Genomic DNA, 18182 nt, shown 5'->3' on the forward strand with positions numbered 1-18182 from the left:
CCCGAACTACGACCTGATCATGCGCACGGCATCACCACGCGGCATGATGCAGCCCCTCGATGTAGCGAACGTGGTCGCGTTCCTCGCCAGCGACGCCGCAGCAGCCATCCATGGCGCCGTCTATCGGGTCGACAACGGCAAGGGTGCCGGCTAGCGCCTGGATTCAGCCTTCCGGCGCACCGCCGCCAGGTCGCCATTGACATAGCGCCAGGGCGCCGCGCTCACCACCTTGGCGTTCGACCACGCCGTGCACCGGGGAAACCGCCATCCCGCTCGACGAGCACGCTGACGAGGTGATCTGTGGACTCGCCAACTACGCCCGCACGCTGGGCGACGGTCGGGTCGCTCACTTCGGCGTGTCGTTCGGCGGCAACTTCGCCGCGATGTCGGGGTTGTCCGGCATCGTCGACGCCGCCGTCGACCTCGGCGGCCCGGTCGTCGGGGCTTTCGAAGCCGAGAACGTTCAGAAGCTGCCCTACGGTATGCACGACATCTTGGGCAACGCCATGCACCGGGATCATTCCCCCACCCTTGAGGAACTCAGTGGCGCCCTCGAACAGCTGAACCGCCACGAGCTACTCGCTCAGCAACGTAATTCGGCGATGCTGGTGGTCAACGGCGCCGACGACTACTTCATCCCGCAGTCGGACACCCTGGTCTTCCAGGGCCGCCCGAACACCGAGGTACACCTCGTTGAGGACACCGGCCATTGCGCGATGAGCAAAGCGCCCGAGGTGGTGCCGCAAATCATCGCCTGGCTGGCCGCACACGTCGCCGCATAGCACTAAAGGGGCGCCGACGCGCCGCTTTCCAGCGAAGATGCGCGCCCCGATCTGCTTGCCCTAGACTGCATCTCGACCAGATAGGAGTCTCCGGGTGCGGGCAAGTGAAGCGCCCAGCACCCAGGCTTTGCGGGGCTGGCAGCGGCGAGCCTTGGTGCGGTATTTAACCGCCAAGCCGCGTGATTTCTTGCTGGTCGCTACCCCCGGTGCGGGTAAGACGGCGTTTGCTCTGCGGATCGCTGCCGAGTTGCTGGCAGATCGCAGCGTCGACACGATCACCGTGGTGGTGCCGACCGAACACCTCAAGACGCAGTGGGCGCGCGCGGCGGCCGCCGACGGCATCGCGCTGGATCCCAAGTTCCGCAACGCCGCCGCGCACACCTCGGCGGAGTACCACGGCGTCGTCGTCACCTACGCCCAGGTGGCCAGCCATCCCGCCCGCCATCGGGTGCGCACCGAGAGCCGACGCACGCTGGTGATCTTCGACGAGATCCATCACGGGGGGGACGCCAAGAGCTGGGGAGACGGCATACGCGAGGCCTTCGGCGACGCTACTCGGCGACTTGCATTGACCGGCACACCATTTCGCAGCGACGACGCCGCAATCCCATTCGTCCGCTACGAGCCCGACGGCAACGGCGTGCTGCGTTCGGCGGCCGACCACACCTACGGGTACGCCGATGCGCTGGCTGACGGCGTGGTGCGCCCAGTGGTCTTCCTGGCCTACTCGGGTGAGGCGCGGTGGCGCGACGGCGCCGGCGAGGAACACGCCGCCCGGCTCGGCGAGCCGTGCACCGCCGAGCACACCGCCCGGGCCTGGCGCACCGCACTGGATCCCGTCGGCCAATGGATGCCGGCGGTCATCCAGGCCGCCGACATCCGGCTGAGCCAACTGCGCGACGGCGGTGTACCCGACGCCGGCGGCATGATCATCGCGTCGGATCAGAAATCTGCCCGCGCCTACGCGCAATTGGTGACCACTGTCACCGGTGAGGCGCCGACCGTCGTGCTCTCCGATGACCGCGGCTCATCCGACCGCATCGCGCAGTTCTCCGGCGCCTCCAGCCGCTGGCTGGTCGCCGTGCGAATGGTCTCCGAGGGAGTCGACGTTCCGCGGCTCGCCGTTGGCGTGTACGCCACCAGCGCGTCGACCCCGCTGTACTTCGCCCAGGCGATCGGCCGCTTCGTGCGGTCCCGGCGCCCGGGCGAGACGGCGAGCGTCTTTCTGCCGTCGGTGCCGTCGCTGCTACAACTGGCCAGCGAGCTTGAGGCACAACGCAATCACGTGCTGGGCGAGCCGCACCGAGAGACCGACGAACTGGAGGCCGCGCAGCGCCGCCAGACCGAGCCGTCCGAAGCCGAGGACGGGTTCATGTCGTTGGGCGCCGACGCCGAATTGGACCAGGTGATTTTCGATGGCTCGTCCTTCGGCACCGCCACCCCCGCGGGCAGCGACGAAGAAGCTGACTACTTGGGCCTACCAGGTCTGTTGGACGCCAACCAGATGCGGGAGCTGCTGCTGCGCCGCCAGGTTGAGCAGCTAGACCGTCGCAGTCGCAACGGCGCCGCCGTGCCCGAACCGGTCACCCGGCACGGGCAATTGCGGGACTTGCGCCGCGAACTCAACGCTCTGGTTTCGGCAGCACACCATCGAACGGGCAAGCCGCACGGGTGGATTCACAACGAGCTGCGCCGCCTCTGCGGCGGCCCGCCGATCGCTGCGGCCAGCTCCGAACAGCTCAGGGCACGTATCGAAGCGGTGCGTGGATTGACCGCCTAGCGCCTCGCCCACAGGCTGTCGGCCACCCACGGCGATGCCTGCGCCGCCACCGCCCAGGCCTGGTCTTCCGGCACGTCGATCAACGGGTAGCGCTTGACGCCCGCGGCGGTGGCCGCGACCAGCGTAGCCACCCTGGCCCGCCGCTGAAAGGGCGACTGCCGCACGGTCCAGCCGATGATGCCCGCAGTGGCCAGGCAGTCGCGGCGTCGCTCCACGCTGCCGGCCCGCATCACCAGCCAGCGGCCGTCGACCCGGTGGCCGAGTGCGGCTATCCGGTCGGCGGCCAGCAGCACGCACCATGCCGTAAGCGCTACCCAGGCCGTCCACAACCACAGGGGCACAACGGAAGTCCCCAACACAGTCAGCGCGGCGAGCACCGCACCTGTCAGCACCGGAAGCCCCAATGCACGCGTCCAACGTCGGGTCGCCGCCCGGGGGCCGTGACCGCGCAGCGGCCCGGTCACGACGTTCGGGTCGCCGACCAGACCGGTCAACACCGCTTCGGCAGTGGAGTGCGGGCACGGCGGCAGCAGCACCGACGACTCACCCACACCGTGCACACCGGTCATCACGGCATCCAGCCGGGCGCCGCCGAAGATGCGCACCAGCAGCGGTTCCCGCAGCGTGCCACCGCGCAGCCTGCTCATGTCGTAAGTGCGTTCGCGCAGCCGCAGCAGACCATGCCGCAGATGCAGGACGTCAGCCCGGCGCCAAAGCACCAGGTTGCGGTAAGTGAGCAGCGACCGCAGCACCGCCAGCACCACCGACGCGACCAGCACCACCCCCGCGATCCACGCGACCGTGGTCACCACACCCAGCCGATGGGCGGCCTCCAGCGCCGACTTGGCCAGCCGCGAATGTTGCAGCGGCTCAATGGCTCCGCTCTGATAAATCACGCCGACGGCGGCGGCCATGGTGAGCAGCCCGGAGAGGCTCAACGGGGCATATCGCAACCACGAAGGCTGCCAACGCGCCAACACCGTGCTCACCTCCGCAGGCTCCGCGGTCGGCGCACCGATCGGCGGCGACTCGGCCAGCAGAATGGCCCGCAGTTGCGGCACCTGTTCGACCCTCACGGCGTCGAGCTCGAAGGCCCCAGAACCGTGTTCGCCCCCGGCTTCCTGACCGGTGCTCACCCGCAGCACAGCCAGCCCGAACAGCCGGTGCAGCAGTCGCGCATCGGTTTGCACGGACCGAATCCGGCTGCGCGGCACCGACAATACCTTGCGGTTCAGCAGGCCGGCACGCAGTTGTACTTGGCCCGGTTCGGGGTCGGCCTCGATGCGGTAGCTGGTGGTGAACCATCGCGCCACACCCACCACAACGCTCAGCGCGACCACCGCCACCGTCCAGGACTGGTTGCCGGTGGTCGAACCCAGCACCAGCCCCCCGATCAGTAACGGCAGCTCGCGCAGCAATTCGTGCACCGGATGAATCAGCAGCATCCTGGGACTTAGCCGCTGCCAGCCGATCTCCGAACGGACTGGTGGCGTGTCGGTCACGTGGCGTCCTCGGCGCCGATCGCGGCGATGTCGGTCAACTGCGCGACAAGCTGGTCGGCAACCGCGAGGTCGAGCGCCGCGATGTGCACCGCTCCCGCCGATGAGGCGGTGGTTACCGTCACGTTGGCCAGACCGAGCAACCGATCCAACGGGCCGCGATGGGTGTCGACGGTTTGCACACGCGAGATCGGCGCGATGCGCCTCTCCTGGACCAGCCAACCTGTGCGGGCGTACACCGCCTGCGGGCCGATCTCCCACCGGTGTACCCGATATCGCCACAATGGCACGACGGACAGCGAGATCGCCGCACCGAGCACGGTGACGACGGCGATCACGATGTGCAGCCACAGTAACCGTCGATCGAAGGCAATCCACACCGCCTGGCCGGCCGCCAGCAGCAGCCACGGCACCACGCCGCCGATCGCCCACCGCAGTGGCGCGCGCCGACTGGGCGGATGTGCCGGATCGACCATACCCAGCACCGGCGGGCTCGGATCGTGGTTGTCCACGTCATCGAGGATGCCACCGACCCCTGGGACGGACTGAACCGACACGGCGGCACCGATTATGAGTGGGTATCGTCTGCGGCCATGACCTCCAACGGCAAATGGACCGCGGCCGACATACCGGATCAACGCGGCCGCGTCGCCGTCGTCACCGGAGCCAACACCGGTCTCGGTTACCACACCGCCGAGATGCTCGCCGAATGCGGCGCGCATGTGGTGTTGGCGGTTCGCAATCTGGAGAAGGGCAACCTCGCGCTGGCGCGCATCGTCGCTGCCCATCCGCACGCCGATGTGACCCTTCAAGAGCTCGACCTAGGTTCGCTGGATTCGGTGCGCGCCGCCGCCACGGCGTTGCGCTCGGCCTACCCCCGCATCGACCTGCTGATCAACAACGCCGGCGTGATGTGGACGCCGAAGCAGCTCACCGCCGACGGCTTCGAAATGCAGTTCGGCACCAACCATCTCGGCCACTTCGCACTGACCGGGTTGCTGCTGGACAACCTGCTGCCGGTCCGGGGTTCGCGGGTGGTGACCGTCAGTAGCACGGGCCATCGAATTCGCGCCGCTATCCATTTCGACGACCTCCAGTGGGAACACCGCTACGACCGGGTCGCCGCGTACGGGCAAGCCAAGCTGGCCAACCTACTGTTCACATACGACCTGCAACGTCGGCTGGCCGCCCGGGCGCGGCCCACCACCGCCGCCTTAGCCGCCCACCCGGGCAGCTCGAGCACCGAGCTGACCCGCAACCTGCCGGGGGTTTTCAAGCCCGCCGCCGCGGTGCTCGGCCCGCTGCTGTTTCAGAACGCGGCGATGGGTGCGCTACCCACGCTGCGGGCCGCCACCGACCCGGACGCCGAGGGCGGGCAGTACTACGGACCCGACGGTCTGGGCGAGCAGCGCGGCCACCCCAAGCTGGTGTCCTCCAGCAAGCAGTCGCACGACGAAGACCTGCAGCGCCGGCTGTGGAAGGTCTCCGAACAGTTGACCGGTGTGACGTATCCGGTTTGACACCGGCCGCGGCTCCGTAAGATGACCGCGTGGCACGACGTCCCCGTTCGACCGGCGAAAACCAGACGTCCGGACCGCAGCGCCTGCTGTCGTTGCTGCGTACGACGGTTCCACCGGTGCATCCGGCCGGGTTGCCGTTCATTGCCGGCGGGCTGGGAGTGGCTGTGGCCGGGCGCCGCTACCCGTGGTTGCGCCGGGCCGGCCTGCTGACCGCCGGCGCCTGCGCCGGGTTTTTCCGGCACCCGCCCCGGGTGCCCCCCAACCGGCCCGGCGTCGTCGTCGCACCCGCCGACGGGCTGATCTGCGTTATCGATACCGCAGCCCCGCCCGCCGAGCTCGGCCTGGGCGACGCAGAGCTGCCGCGGGTGAGCATCTTCCTGTCGCTGTTGGACGCCCACGTACAGCGAGCCCCGGTGAGCGGCGAAGTGATTGCCGTGCAGCATCGGCCGGGCCGCTTCGGCTCGGCCGACCTGGCCTCAGCCAGTGCCGACAACGAACGCGTCAGCATGCAGCTGCGCACCGCCGACGGGACGGACGTCATCGCGGTGCAGATCGCCGGCCTGCTGGCGCGGCGCATCATCTGCGACGCCCACGCCGGCGACAAGCTGTCGATCGGTGACACCTACGGCCTGATCCGGTTCGGGTCGCGTCTGGACACCTACCTGCCCGCCGGGGCGCGGGTGTTGGTCAGCGTTGGCCAACGGGCGGTCGGCGGGGAAACGGTGCTGGCCGAGCTGCCATGAGCGAAGCGATGAGGAGGAGCGGCGCTGATTACCGCGCCGGCGACGATGCAGAGCTAAGCGATGAGGAGGAGCGGCGCTGACTACTAGGGCTCGCGGTAGGCGAGTGGTGCCCCTGCGTATCCTGCCCAGCTCGATGAGCGTGCTGGCCATCTGCGCGGGGCTGACCTCGATCAGGTTCGCGCTGGAGGGCCAGCCGCACGTGGCGATAGCGTTGATCGCCGCCGCAGCGATCCTCGACGGACTCGACGGCCGGGTGGCCCGCATCCTGGACGCCGAGTCGCGGATGGGCGAGGAGATCGATTCGCTTGCCGACGCGGTGAACTTCGGGGTGGCCCCCGCGGTGGTGGTCTACGTGTCGTTGCTGCCCTCGGTGCCTGCTGGCTGGGTTGTGGTGTTGCTGTACGCGGTGTCAATCGTGTTGCGGTTGGCCAGGTTCAACGCGTTGCTCGACGACGCTACCCAACCGGCCTTCGCGCGGGAGTATTTCGTCGGGATACCGGCGCCGGCCGGCGCGATCTCGGCGCTCGGCCCGCTCGCGGCCAAGCTGCAGTTCGGCGTGGGCTGGTGGACGTCGCCGTGGTTCGTCTGCGCGTGGGTGGCAGCCTGCTCGATGCTCGTGGTGAGCCGGATCCCGATGCGCAAGATGCATGCCGTCTCGGTGCCGCCGAACCTGGCCGCGCTGTTGCTGGCAGCATTGGCGATCGTCGCGGCGGCGGCGTTCCTGTTCCCCTACATCCTGATCATGGTGCTGATCGCCGCCTACTTGCTGCACATTCCGTTCTCCGTTCACAGTTACCACTGGCTGGCGGCGCATCCCGAGGCTTGGGGCGAAAAACCCAAGCAGCGCCGCGCCACCCGACGCGCGATCCGCCGGGCGCAGCCCAACCGCCGGTCGATGGCGCGGTTGGGCCTGCGCAGGCCCACCGGGCGGACATGACTGCCCCGAAGCTCACGCTGACGGCTCGGCTCAACACCTCGGCCGTCGACTCCCGCCGCGGCGTCGTCCGACTTCATCCCAACGCCATTGCCGCCCTTGGCATTCGGGAGTGGGACGCGGTGTCGCTGACCGGATCGCGAACCACGACCGCGGTCGCAGGCATGGCCGGCGCGCAAACGCCGATCGGCACCGTGCTGCTGGACGACGTGACGCTGTCCAACGCCGGTCTCAGCGAGGACACCGCCGTCATCGTCGCCGCCGCAACGGTTTACGGCGCCCGGTCGGTGACCTTGAGCGGCTCGGCGATGACCAGTCAATCGGTCTCCCCGCCCACCCTGCGGCAGGCCCTGCTCGGCAAGGTGTTGACCGTTGGCGACGCGGTGTCCCTGCTGCCACGCGATCTGGGTCCGGGTACGTCGACGTCTACTGCCGCCGGGGCGCTGGCGTCGGCGGTGGGCATCAGCTGGACGTCGGAGCTGTTGACGGTCACCGGCGTCGATCCCGCCGGACCGGTGAGCGTGCAGCCGAATTCGCTGGTGACTTGGGGAACGGTAGTCCCGGTCGACGGCTCGGGCCCGCACGTCGAAGCACCAACGACGCAGGTCAGCGAGACGGCGCCACACGTCACGGTCAACGACTTGAAAGGCGTCAGCGCGCAGGCGGCCAAGCTGACCGAATGGCTCAAGCTCGCGCTCGACGAACCGCACCTGCTGCAAACCCTAGGCGCCGGAACCAATTTGGGAGTGCTCGTTTCGGGCCCGGCCGGTGTCGGCAAGACCACGCTGGTGCGCGCCGTCTGCGCGGGCCGCAGGCTGATGGAGCTCGACGGCCCGGAGGTGGGCGCGCTGGCCGCCGACGACCGGCTCAAGCGGGTCGCCTCCGCTGCGGCGGCGATTCGCGACGGCGGCGGAGTGCTGCTGATCGCCGACATCGACGCGCTGCTGCCCGCCACTGCCGAACCGGTGGCGACGCTGATCCTCGCCGAACTGCGCAAGGCGATCGCAGTCGCGCGGGTCGCGGTGATCGTCACGTCCGCGGTACCGGAGAACCTCGACCCGCGGCTGCGCGCCCCGGACCTGTGCGACCGCGAGCTGGTACTCAGCCTGCCCGACGCGGCCACCCGCACAGCACTGCTGCAGGGCCTGCTGAAACCGGTGCCCGCCGAAGACCTCGACCTCGGCGAGATCGCCGACCGAACACCGGGTTTCGTGGTCGCCGACCTCGCCGCCCTGGTGCGCGAGGCGGCATTGCGCGCAGCCGCCAGGGCCAGCTCCGACGGCATGCCGCCGAAGCTGACCCAGGACGACCTGCTCGGTGCACTTACCGTGATCAGGCCGCTGTCGCGCTCAGCCGCAGTCGAGGTGACGCTCGGCTCCATCACGCTCGACGACGTCGGCGACATGGCCGCCACCAAACAGGCCCTAACCGAAGCGGTGCTGTGGCCGCTGCAGCATCCCGACACCTTCGCCCGGCTGGGTGTTCAGCCGCCACGCGGGGTGCTGCTTTACGGGCCGCCCGGATGCGGCAAGACCTTCATCGTGCGCGCGCTCGCCAGCACCGGACGGCTCTCGGTGCACGCTGTCAAAGGCTCTGAGCTGATGGACAAATGGGTCGGCTCCTCGGAGAAGGCGGTGCGCGAGCTGTTCCGCCGGGCCCGCGATTCCGCACCATCACTGGTCTTTCTGGACGAGGTCGACGCGTTGACGCCGCGGCGCGGCCAGAGCTTTGACTCCGGCGTCACCGACCGGGTGGTGGCCGCGCTGCTCACCGAGCTGGACGGCATCGAGCCGCTGCGCGAAGTTGTGGTGGTGGGCGCCACCAACCGGCCGGACCTGATCGATCCGGGGCTGTTACGACCCGGTCGGCTGGAGAAGCTGGTATTCGTCGAACCGCCCGACGCGGACGCGCGTCTGGACATCTTGCGCACCGCGGGCAAGTCGGTTCCCCTGCGCGACGTCGACCTGGCCGCGCTGGCGGCCGACCTGGACGGATACAGCGCCGCGGATTGCGTGGCACTGCTGCGCGAGGCCGCGCTGACCGCGATGCGACGCTCGGTCGACGCTGCCGAGATCACCGCCGACGACGTCGCTGCCGCACGCGAAACTGTCCGCCCCTCATTGGATCCCGCGCAGTTGGCGTCACTGCGCGCCTTCGCCGCAGATCGGTGAGCGCCGCCGTGTACCGGGAATTTCGCCCTGACCAACGGCTTGCGCCCTTCGTGGAATGCGACTGGCTGCGCTCGGGGTCGGCGACTCCGTCGCTACGCGTGATCCCCGACGGTTGTGTGGACGTTTTCGTGACCGCGCAGGGCGACGTCATGATCGCCGGTCCCGCCCACACCTTCTACGACCTGCCCGCCGGCGACCAGGACGTGCTGGCAGGTTTGCGGTTGCGACCGGGCGCCGCCGCTGCGGTGATCGGCTGTCCGGCGAGCGAGTTCAAAGACATGCGCGTTCCCCTCGATTCGGCTTTCGGTGTCGCCGGCTCACGCATCGTCGAAAGCCTGTTCGCTGCAACAACTCCCAACCAGCGAATATCGCTGCTGGCGGATCTGGTAACCGTCTATTTCGCACAGACCGACCCGGTGCTAGACCGGCCGGTCGCATGGGCGGTTGCGGCGTTGCGCGCACAACCCGACCGGAGGGTTTCGGCGCTGGCCGACGAGACCGGACTGAGCGAACGGCAACTGAGGCGTCGCTTCGAAGCCGCGGTCGGCTACGGACCCAAGCGCCTTGGCCGGATATTCCGTTTTCAGCGTCTGCTGGATTTAATTCACGCATCTCATGGCCGGGCCGGCTGGTCGCAGTTGGCGGTAACGGCCGGATACGCCGACCAGGCGCACATGATCAACGAGTGCCTGGCATTGACGGGCGGGCCCCCCACCGCACTCCCGGTGTCCGTTTTGTTCAATACCGCCGAAGGGCAGTCACCGTAGCCTTTCGGCCATGACCGATCCGAAAGTTGTCGCTCGCGCGTCATTCCGGCTCATCGAGACCGGCGACGAAGAACTGGCGCAACAAATCATCGCCCCGGACTACGTCAACCAGGAAGCCGAGGACGATCCCGAGGACGGCGAACGCCAACAGCGGGGCCCCGCAGGGTTTCTCGCGACCAGCCGGTGGTTACGCGATGCGTTCTCGAACCTGCGCTTCGAACTGCAGGAGACCGTCGCCGAGGGCAGCACGGTGATGGCCGCCGCCGTCATGACGGGACAGCACACGGGATCGTTCAACGGCATCGAGCCAACCGGTAGGCCGATCACCCACAAACAGGTTCACATCTTCACCATCACCGACGGCCAGATCAACCGTCATCGCGCTATCCGCGATGACCTCGGCTTGTTGCTCCAGCTCGGCTCGAAGCTGGTCAATAACGCGCGTGCCGCCGCGGCGACGTCGTCCTCCAACCAGAAGGGCATCGGGTCGTCGTGAGCATGACGGCGCACGACGGCGTAGGGCAGATCGGAAATAGCTCGCGCGACGGCATCGACGCACCGCCTATCCCGGCCGCCATATAGCTCCCGTGCGAAATTTCGCACCCGCTCGACAAACGGTGCATTCATTTCGGCAAGGGTCTGCTGAAACGCCGCATCGGGCTCCCCGTCAAGTAGGTCGCTCGGCCGGATCATCAACAACGGCCGCGCATCCTCGGGAAATTCGCGCGCAAAGCCGATCGCGGCGACCGCCATGCTGACCGCGGACTCCAGAGCGGTATCGGCGTCGGCGGCCATCGCCCGCGCCTGAAAGCGTTCCAGCGCCCGCAACCACGCCGCGGTCAGGATCCCGTTGCGGTTGCCAAACCGGTGATACAGCTGCCCGCGGGCGCACCACTGGCTTTGGCAATCGCTGCCACGCTCGCCGAGCGCGAGGCCGCCGCCATCCGCTGATCGCTTGAATCGTGCGGCCCGTTCGCTCGTGACGATCTGTAACCAGGTCGGCTATTAATACCCGTGGTCCGAATGGATCGCAACTTCGAGGAGACGAGCCCATGAACAACGAGCCGCCGGGATGATCACGGCACCGCAGCCTCGGGGGATCGGTTTCTTGGAATTCCGCGATGTCGCGCAGACGACACGGGTCATGTTGCTGGCCATCATGGTGTCGATGGTCGTCTTCCTCGATGGCACCGTCGTGAATCTTGCCCTGCCGGCCACGGAGCGTGACCTTGGCGGGGGCATGTGCTCACAGCAATGGGTCGTCGACGGCTACCTGCTGGCGGTTGCGGCCATGGTTCTGCCCGGTGGTGCCATCTCCGATCTGTTCGGGCGAGTACCGGTGATGCGCTGCGGTCTGGCGGCTTTTGGGGCGGGCTCGGTGCTGGCGGCCACGGCGGGCACCCCGGCGATGCTGATCGCCGGGCGCATCGTCCAGGGGTTGGGCGGGGCGTTTCTCGTGCCCGGCTCGCTCGCCCTGATCAACTCGTCGTTCGAGCGCGCGGACCGTCCTGCCGCAATCGGATGCTGGACGGCCTGGACCAGCACCGCCTTTGCGCTCGGACCACTGCTGGGGGGACTGACCGTGGACTTCCTGGGCTGGCGCTGGATCTACGTTTTGTCGGCGATCCCGATGGCCATCGGGTTTGCCTTGACGTTTTGGCTGCGCCAGATGCCCGGGCCCTCCGAACGCCCACGCGTCGATGTCGCAGGCGCCGCACTATCGGCGGTCGGACTGACCGCCACGGTGTATGCACTGATCGAACAGGGTCGTCCCACCCGGGGGTGGGACGACCCCCGGGTCAGGGTTGCGTTGGTGGTGGGGGTCGCGGCATTGCTGGCGTTCGTGGCATGGCAGCGCCGCGCGCGCCACCCGATGGTGCCGCGAGGCCTGTTCACGACCCGCAATTTCACCGGAGCCAACCTGGTCACCGCGTTCGTCTACGGCGGCATCACGATGGGCTCGTTGGCCCTCGCTCTGTACCTCATAGAGGTCGCCGGATACTCGGCCACCGCCGCGGGTCTGATTACCTTGCCCAGCCCCATCATGTCGTTGCTGTTCGCCCGCGGCGTCGGCGGACTGGCGGCACGGATCGGACCTCGGATTTTCCTGATGACGGGTCCCGCGCTGGCCGGGTTGGGACTGCTGCTCATCCGTCCCTCCGCGCACGGATTCCACATCCTCACTGACGTGCTACCAGGCAGGATTTTGCTGGCCATCGGAATGGTCCTCGCCGTGACGCCCCTGACCGCGGTCAATCTTTCCGCCGTCAAGTCCGCGCACAGCGGAATCGCCGCCGCGATCCAGAACGCGACGGGGCGGACATCTGCGCTGATCGCGGTGGCCTGCGTGGGATTGATTACCGCCAACAGGCTGACCGATGCCAGCTTCACCCGGCTGCTCCAGGTCAGCGCGCTGCTGTTTTTCATCGGCACCGTCATCGGCGGCCTCGCTATCAGAAACTCGGTCGATCACGCTGAGCCGGATCCCGATGAAGACGACGCGCCTGCATTATCACCACAGAACCGCAGTAACCGCGGTCTGGCTCGTCGTCGGCCCGCTGCATCGAATCGCAGCACCACGGTTGATGCAACACAGCGCCTAAATCGGCTGGCGGACAAGCAATACCGTTCAATACTCACTCGGCGCTAAGCGCATGGATCAGTCGGTTCATAACGATGCCGGCTTCTTGGCGTGCCTGGTCATGATCTTCCGCCAGTGCCACATAGAGGGTCGCTTCACGCATCGCGCCGAGGATCGTGAGAGCGGTCGCTTCGATCGGCTGCGACGGGATACGCCCGGTCTCAACGGCGTCAGTCAGTAGCGCACGCACCAGACCGACGTTGTACCGGTTCCCGATCTCGGTCCACCGCGTCCAACCCAGCACGGCCGGAGCGTCGACCAGCACAATGCGCTGCACCTCCGGATCCGAGCAGGCATCCAGCCAAAAACCCGCACCCAACCGCATGACCTCTACCGGGTCGGTCTGGCCGGACGCGGCGATCGCCTCGCCCATCTGGGCAGCCACTTCCCCTTCGACTTGTTCGAAAACCGCTGCAAACAGCTCGGTCTTGTCGGCGAAGTGGTGATACAGGGCTCCGCGCGTCACGCCCGCGGCGCGCACGATCGTCTCCAGCGCCGCCTCGGCAAAACCCTGCGCGGCGAATAGCGGACGGGCCGCCGCGATCAGTGCATCGCGTGTTTCCGCGGCGCGCTCGGCCTGCGTGCGGCGGGCTGCATTCATGAACCCTTGCCTTTCATACATACGGTATGTATGTTCATACACACCGTATGAAAGTGTCCGCCACACCGTAGCAAGGACCGCCGCCTTGCCGGTGGGCTCTCAACGCAGAAAGAGGCGAAATGAGCAACGCACTGAAAGCAATTGAGACCGACCGCGAGGCGCTTCTGGCGATCTGCCAACAGCTGGACGACTCCATCTGGACAAGAGACAGCGGGTGTCCGGGCTGGACGGTGCAGGATGTCCTGTCGCACATGGCGTGCAGCTTCTGGCTGGCGGTGGACATGTCGAACCTGCCCAACTCCGCGGGACTATCGGCCGAACGAGCCGCTGACTTGTACGTCGAGTCACGCCGCTGGATGACTCCCGCCGAGGTTGTGGCCGACTATGAGTCGGTCAGCGCCAGAGGCCTGGAACTGCTCGCGGCGGTGCAGGGTCAGCACGTTGACGTGCCACTCGGCGATGTCGGGACTTACCCGGCGTCAGTTGTGCCGACTGCCTACACTTTTGAGCACTACGTGCACATCAGGTACGACCTGTTCCCGCCGGGTGGGCCGTTCGGCGGAGAGCCGCCGGCTTCCGACGAGTTGCGCGTCGTGCCGACGCTGGAGTGGATCGAGGCGGCGCTGCCGCAGCAGAACAGCAAGCTGCTCGGCGGCATAGATAAGGCGGTCGAGGTACGCATCTCCGGGATCGGTGGGCGGACCCTGCGGATCGGCGATGGCGATGTAGCCGGCCAGATTGACTGTGACGCAGCAGCGTTCGTGCGTTGGGTTACTCAACGAGGTACCTGGGAAGAGCTGAGCGTCGAGGCGCACGGCGACCCATCGGTTCTCGAGACCGTTCGCCGGCTCAGCGTGTTCTAAACGCTTGCAGTTGACTGCACTCTTGCGTGCAACTGCATTTGAGGTCTACCATCAGTCGAATGACAGTCACGGAAAAGACGACGCCGTCGGTGACCGAATTCATGGACGACCCGATCAGCTTCTTCGGCCAGTCCTATACCCAGATGCACAGCATCGGCCGCGGCGAGCTCGAAGCACTGCAACGGCAAGCCATGGGGATCCGCTTCCAGCAGCACCGCGAGAGCATCGAGATGTTGCGCAAGCTGGCTGACCGGCTCGGCATCACAGCACTCAACGATTTCAACGATGTCGTGCCACTGTTCTTCTCGCACACCGCCTTCAAGTCATACCCTGCCGCACTGGTCGACAAGAAGCGCTTCGATCTGATGACCAAGTGGCTGGACAAGCTGACCAGCTACGACTTGTCCGATGTCGACACCGCGGGCTGCACCGGCATCGACGACTGGATCGACCGACTGGATGAACAGACTCCGCTGGAGGTCATCACCTCCAGCGGCACCACCGGCACCATCTCGATCCTGCCCAAAGACAAACACGGTGCACGGGACGGCATGACGCTGTGGAAGATCTGCCTGTTCCAAACCTTCGGGCAAGAGCCGACCGAGCGGGAACTGAACCCGTCGGTGGATGTGGTGTGGCCCAACTTCGCCAACGGCAAGCTCGGACATCTGCGCATTGCCAACATGATCAAAGGTGGCTTCACCGGCGGCGACGAAAGCAGATTCCATGCCCTCTACCCTTTCGCGGTGGACACCGATCTGATGTTCCTGGCCTCCAAGATGCGGGCTGCGGCGTCCCGCGGCGAGCTCGACCGGCTGCAGATCGATCCCGCGCTCGCCGCGCGCAAGGACGAGTTCATCGCGATGCAGGCACGCCAGCCCCAAGACATGGACGCGTTCTTCAGCCGCATCACCGAGCAGCTGCGCGGCAAGCGGGTGTTCATGCTCGGCACCTACCACCTGATGTACGACATCGCCAAGGCGGGTCTCGACCGTGGCGTGCGAAATGTCTTCGCTGCCGACTCGGCGATCCTCACCGGCGGCGGGATGAAAGGCGTTGCGCTGCCGGACGATTTCATGGACGTCATCAAGGACTTCCTGGGCGTCCAGCGCATCCAGGTCGGTTACGGCTTCTCCGAGTCCAGCACGTTCCACTGGGGTTGCAGCGAGGGCCGTTACCACGTGGCGCCGTGGGTGATTCCCTTCGTGCTCGATCCGGAGACCAGCGAGCCACTCCCCCGCACCGGTGTGCAGACCGGCCGGGCCGCCGTCTACGACATCCTGCTGCGCGCCCACTGGGGCGGTGTCATCTCGGGCGACGAAGTCACGATCAATTGGGACCTGCGGTGTCCGTGTGGACAGGCCAGCGTTGCCTTCGAGCCCGGCATCATGCGCTACAGCGAGAAGCAGGGCGTGGAAGATGACCGGATCACCTGCGCCGCAACACATGAGGTGCACAACGAGGCCGTGAACTTCATGAAGGGGATCGAATTGTGATCGCCTATACGGTCCCGCTGTTCCTGCGGGGCGCAGTCGTCACCGAAGACCTCGTACCGTTCGATGCCCGAGTCGGTGCCGCACAGTTCGAGGCGCCGGACATGAGCAAGTACGTCGAGCTACTGCCACTCAAAAGTCCGGCAGCAATGAGCGACCTCTACGAGTTGAGCTTCGACGAGATCCTCGACGTGCTCCAGGCACTCGGAAGCGCGCTGGACTTCGACACCAACACTCACCTGCAGGAGGCCTACGAAGCCTCGCTGGTGGCCAACGTGCTGCCAGCCGAAATGCTGCAAAACAGCTATCGCGTCCTGGGGCCGCTTTTCTCACGGGACAACGTCACCGAAATCGCCGACACCCAGGTCGGGCTGGACTACCTCAACGGATGGGTCCCGCACAAACTGCGCGACGGCCGCGAACTACGCGTGCGCGCCTTCGGATCCCGTGTGCTGCATATCCCGGCCGGCAACGGCGGATTGGTCTCGGCGGTGACCATCCTGCGTTCGGTGATCACCCGATCGGACGTGATCATCAAGGCGCCGTCCAATGATCCGCTCACCGCGGTGGCCATCGCCCGCACATTGGCCGATGTCGCACCGAACCACCCGATCACCAACCATCTGGCCGTCGGGTACTGGAAAGGTGGCGATCTGGCCGTCGAGGAAACCCTCTACCAGCCGCAACACATCGAAAAGATCGTGGCGTGGGGCGGGCTTGCCTCGGTCAAACATGTAACCCGTTACATCCAGCCCGGTTTGGAGCTCATCGCGCTGGACCCCAAACGCAGCGCCACCATCATCGGCCATCAGGCGTTCGACGACGAGGCCACGACGCGCGAGGTGGCCCGCCGCGCCGCGACCGACATCGGCGTCGCGAACCAGGAAGGGTGCGCCAACGCGCGAGTCATCTATGTGCTCAGCGGAACCGACGCCGACGGTATCGCGAAAGCAAACCGGCTGGGCGAATTGATCTATCAAGAGTTGATGGCGCTGCCCGCCGTCGTCAGCACCCCGCCACGCTACCCCAACCGCGAGTTGCTCGACCACGTGGAGGCCTCACGAATGGCCGAGGACTTCTATCGCGTGATCGGCGGCGAGCAGCGCGAGGGCGCGATCGTCGTCTCGCAGTTCGACGAGGCCGTCGACTATTCGCCGATGTTGTCCGGACGAGTCGCCAATATCGTGCCGGTGGACGACATCGACAAGGTGACCGCCGCGGTGAACGCCTACACCCAGACCATCGGCATCTATCCCGAATCCCTGAAGCGCCGGCTACGAGACACGTTGCCGCTGTTCGGTGCCCAACGACTGACCAGCCTGGGCTACGCGTGCAACGTTGCGATCGCCGCACCCCAGGACGCCATAGAACCGATCCGGCGAATGTGCAAGTGGGTCGTCGACGAGGAATGCGACGCCAGCGTCGTGATCCCATTGTGGAAGCTGACACCAGCGTGACCTACTCGCGCAGCGCCCTGCACGTCGTTGAAGGCATCGACCTGTCGGGCAAGGTCTGTGTGGTCACCGGAGCCTCGTCGGGGCTGGGCCGCGAGTCGGCGCGGGCGCTGGCCGCCGCAGGGGCGCGGGTCATTTTAGCCGCGCGCAACTCCGAAGCGCTTACCGAGGCGACCCGGTGGATAGCCGCTGAGGTGCCCGACGCGCAAACCTCGACGGTGCATCTCGACCTCACCTCGCTGGCCAGTGTGCGGGCCGCGGCCACCGAGATCACCGAGCTCACGCCGGTGATTCATGTCCTGATGAACAATGCCGGCGTCATGTTCACGCCGTTTGGCCGCACTCAGGACGGCTTCGAAATACAGATCGGCACAAACCATTTCGGCCACTTCGAACTCACCCGGCTGCTTATTCCGCAGCTCGCCGCCGCAGCGGGCGCCCGAGTCGTCATCCTGTCGTCTGGGGGCCACGTCTTAGGCGACGTGGACTTCGACGATCCCAACTGGGAGCATCGCGAGTACGACAAGTTTGCCGCCTACGGCGCTTCCAAGACGGCGAATATCTTGCACGCGAAAGAAGCGGACCGACGTCTGTGTGAGTTGGGAATCCGTGCGTACGCCGTGCATCCCGGCACGGTGGCCACTTCGCTGGCGCGGTACATGTCCCGATCCGACTTCTCTCAACTTCGCAAATACGCCGCCGCCGGCAGCGCCGCGCGCGGCGATTCGACCGACGGCTACCTGGACTTCACCACACCCGAACACGGTGCGGCCACCCAAGTGTGGGCCGCGGTAAGTCCTGAGCTGGCCGACCAGGGTGGGCTCTACCTCGAGGACTGCCGAGTCAGCGAAACCGGCGCACCCTACGCACGCGACACCGAGCGCGCGGCGGAGCTGTGGACGCTCTCCGAGAAGTTGTGTGCCGCATCGTGAAC

The 18182-nt window shown here is 66.8% G+C and carries 17 protein-coding genes and 1 pseudogene; 14 read left to right on the forward strand and 4 right to left on the reverse strand.

Annotated elements, in window-relative coordinates; genetic code table 11:
• The 3 genes from VNW74_RS21315 to VNW74_RS21325 form a co-directional block, all read left to right on the forward strand.
• On the forward strand, nt 1-154 hold a 154-nt coding region (locus VNW74_RS21315), incomplete at its 5' end, for an SDR family oxidoreductase (protein ID WP_325680578.1).
• A gap of 139 nt (nt 155-293) precedes the next feature.
• Nucleotides 294-782 carry a hypothetical protein gene (locus tag VNW74_RS21320; RefSeq protein WP_325680462.1) on the forward strand — a complete coding sequence of 163 codons (489 nt, stop codon included), beginning with the start codon at nt 294-296 and terminating at the stop codon, nt 780-782.
• Between the two features lie 94 nt (nt 783-876).
• Nucleotides 877-2562, forward strand: a complete 1686-nt coding sequence (locus VNW74_RS21325; RefSeq protein WP_325680464.1) for a DEAD/DEAH box helicase — start codon at nt 877-879, stop codon at nt 2560-2562.
• Here the strand turns inward: VNW74_RS21325 and VNW74_RS21330 are convergent.
• Both VNW74_RS21330 and VNW74_RS21335 read right to left on the reverse strand, forming a co-directional pair.
• Nucleotides 2559-4007: a PH domain-containing protein gene (locus VNW74_RS21330; protein ID WP_325680580.1), complete on the reverse strand. Its 1449-nt coding sequence runs from the start codon at nt 4005-4007 to the stop codon at nt 2559-2561. The genes VNW74_RS21325 and VNW74_RS21330 overlap by 4 nt on opposite strands.
• Nucleotides 4008-4060: 53 nt before the next feature.
• Nucleotides 4061-4537, reverse strand: a complete 477-nt coding sequence (locus VNW74_RS21335; protein WP_325680582.1) for a PH domain-containing protein — start codon at nt 4535-4537, stop codon at nt 4061-4063.
• Nucleotides 4538-4654: 117 nt separating this feature from the next.
• On the opposite strand from VNW74_RS21335, the gene VNW74_RS21340 reads away from it, so the two are divergent.
• The 6 genes from VNW74_RS21340 to VNW74_RS21365 all read left to right on the forward strand — a co-directional run bounded on the left by VNW74_RS21340 (nt 4655) and on the right by VNW74_RS21365 (nt 10692).
• A complete protein-coding gene (locus VNW74_RS21340; RefSeq protein WP_325680466.1) occupies nt 4655-5581 on the forward strand; it encodes an SDR family NAD(P)-dependent oxidoreductase in 927 nt (308 codons plus the stop codon).
• A gap of 29 nt (nt 5582-5610) precedes the next feature.
• Nucleotides 5611-6324 (forward strand): phosphatidylserine decarboxylase, encoded by a 714-nt coding sequence (locus VNW74_RS21345; protein WP_325680468.1) that lies wholly within the window; start codon nt 5611-5613, stop codon nt 6322-6324.
• A gap of 76 nt (nt 6325-6400) precedes the next feature.
• Nucleotides 6401-7261, forward strand: coding sequence for a phosphatidylcholine/phosphatidylserine synthase (locus tag VNW74_RS21350; RefSeq protein WP_325680584.1), 861 nt, complete (start codon nt 6401-6403; stop codon nt 7259-7261).
• Nucleotides 7258-9429 (forward strand): AAA family ATPase, encoded by a 2172-nt coding sequence (locus tag VNW74_RS21355; RefSeq protein ID WP_325680470.1) that lies wholly within the window; start codon nt 7258-7260, stop codon nt 9427-9429. The genes VNW74_RS21350 and VNW74_RS21355 overlap by 4 nt, the downstream gene beginning before the upstream one ends.
• The gene (locus VNW74_RS21360; RefSeq protein ID WP_325680472.1) at nt 9426-10196 is read left to right on the forward strand and encodes an AraC family transcriptional regulator; all 771 of its coding nucleotides are present in this window, start codon (nt 9426-9428) and stop codon (nt 10194-10196) included. Before VNW74_RS21355 ends, VNW74_RS21360 begins: the two co-directional genes overlap by 4 nt.
• Nucleotides 10197-10206: 10 nt before the next feature.
• Nucleotides 10207-10692, forward strand: a complete 486-nt coding sequence (locus tag VNW74_RS21365) for an ester cyclase (protein ID WP_325680474.1) — start codon at nt 10207-10209, stop codon at nt 10690-10692.
• Here the strand turns inward: VNW74_RS21365 and VNW74_RS21370 are convergent.
• Nucleotides 10620-11140, reverse strand: a pseudogene (locus VNW74_RS21370) (TetR family transcriptional regulator); the annotation flags it as partial. The gene VNW74_RS21365 and the pseudogene VNW74_RS21370 overlap by 73 nt on opposite strands.
• Nucleotides 11141-11268: 128 nt before the next feature.
• On the opposite strand from VNW74_RS21370, the gene VNW74_RS21375 reads away from it, so the two are divergent.
• Nucleotides 11269-12846, forward strand: a complete 1578-nt coding sequence (locus tag VNW74_RS21375) for an MFS transporter (protein WP_325680476.1) — start codon at nt 11269-11271, stop codon at nt 12844-12846.
• On the opposite strand, the gene VNW74_RS21380 is transcribed toward VNW74_RS21375, so the two are convergent.
• Complete coding sequence (locus tag VNW74_RS21380; protein WP_325680478.1) at nt 12833-13438, reverse strand: TetR family transcriptional regulator; 606 nt, start codon at nt 13436-13438, stop codon at nt 12833-12835. The genes VNW74_RS21375 and VNW74_RS21380 overlap by 14 nt on opposite strands.
• Before the next feature lie 119 nt (nt 13439-13557).
• Between VNW74_RS21380 and VNW74_RS21385 the strand changes: the two genes are divergently transcribed.
• From VNW74_RS21385 to VNW74_RS21400, 4 genes are read left to right on the forward strand one after another with little or no spacing between them, the layout of a single operon-like run.
• Entirely contained in the window at nt 13558-14301 is a 744-nt protein-coding gene (locus VNW74_RS21385; protein ID WP_325680480.1) for a maleylpyruvate isomerase family mycothiol-dependent enzyme, read from the forward strand.
• Between the two features lie 59 nt (nt 14302-14360).
• The gene (locus VNW74_RS21390) at nt 14361-15797 is read left to right on the forward strand and encodes a hypothetical protein (protein ID WP_325680482.1); all 1437 of its coding nucleotides are present in this window, start codon (nt 14361-14363) and stop codon (nt 15795-15797) included.
• Entirely contained in the window at nt 15794-17251 is a 1458-nt protein-coding gene (locus tag VNW74_RS21395; RefSeq protein WP_325680484.1) for an acyl-CoA reductase, read from the forward strand. Before VNW74_RS21390 ends, VNW74_RS21395 begins: the two co-directional genes overlap by 4 nt.
• On the forward strand, nt 17203-18180 hold the full coding sequence (locus tag VNW74_RS21400) for an SDR family NAD(P)-dependent oxidoreductase (protein ID WP_414686742.1): 978 nt from the start codon (nt 17203-17205) through the stop codon (nt 18178-18180). Before VNW74_RS21395 ends, VNW74_RS21400 begins: the two co-directional genes overlap by 49 nt.
• Nucleotides 18181-18182 lie beyond the last annotated feature (2 nt).

It is taken from the genome of Mycobacterium sp. (assembly GCF_035570115.1).
GTDB lineage: Bacteria > Actinomycetota > Actinomycetes > Mycobacteriales > Mycobacteriaceae > Mycobacterium.

Coding starts and splice junctions, on each gene's coding strand:
- VNW74_RS21330 (WP_325680580.1), bottom strand. CDS start 4,007: ATGCTGCTGATTCATCCGGTGCACGAATTGCTGCGCGAGCTGCCGTTA.
- VNW74_RS21335 (WP_325680582.1), bottom strand. CDS start 4,537: ATGGTCGATCCGGCACATCCGCCCAGTCGGCGCGCGCCACTGCGGTGG.
- VNW74_RS21340 (WP_325680466.1), top strand. CDS start 4,655: ATGACCTCCAACGGCAAATGGACCGCGGCCGACATACCGGATCAACGC.
- VNW74_RS21355 (WP_325680470.1), top strand. CDS start 7,258: ATGACTGCCCCGAAGCTCACGCTGACGGCTCGGCTCAACACCTCGGCC.
- VNW74_RS21365 (WP_325680474.1), top strand. CDS start 10,207: ATGACCGATCCGAAAGTTGTCGCTCGCGCGTCATTCCGGCTCATCGAG.
- VNW74_RS21375 (WP_325680476.1), top strand. CDS start 11,269: ATGATCACGGCACCGCAGCCTCGGGGGATCGGTTTCTTGGAATTCCGC.
- VNW74_RS21380 (WP_325680478.1), bottom strand. CDS start 13,438: ATGAATGCAGCCCGCCGCACGCAGGCCGAGCGCGCCGCGGAAACACGC.
- VNW74_RS21385 (WP_325680480.1), top strand. CDS start 13,558: ATGAGCAACGCACTGAAAGCAATTGAGACCGACCGCGAGGCGCTTCTG.
- VNW74_RS21390 (WP_325680482.1), top strand. CDS start 14,361: ATGACAGTCACGGAAAAGACGACGCCGTCGGTGACCGAATTCATGGAC.
- VNW74_RS21400 (WP_414686742.1), top strand. CDS start 17,203: ATGCGACGCCAGCGTCGTGATCCCATTGTGGAAGCTGACACCAGCGTG.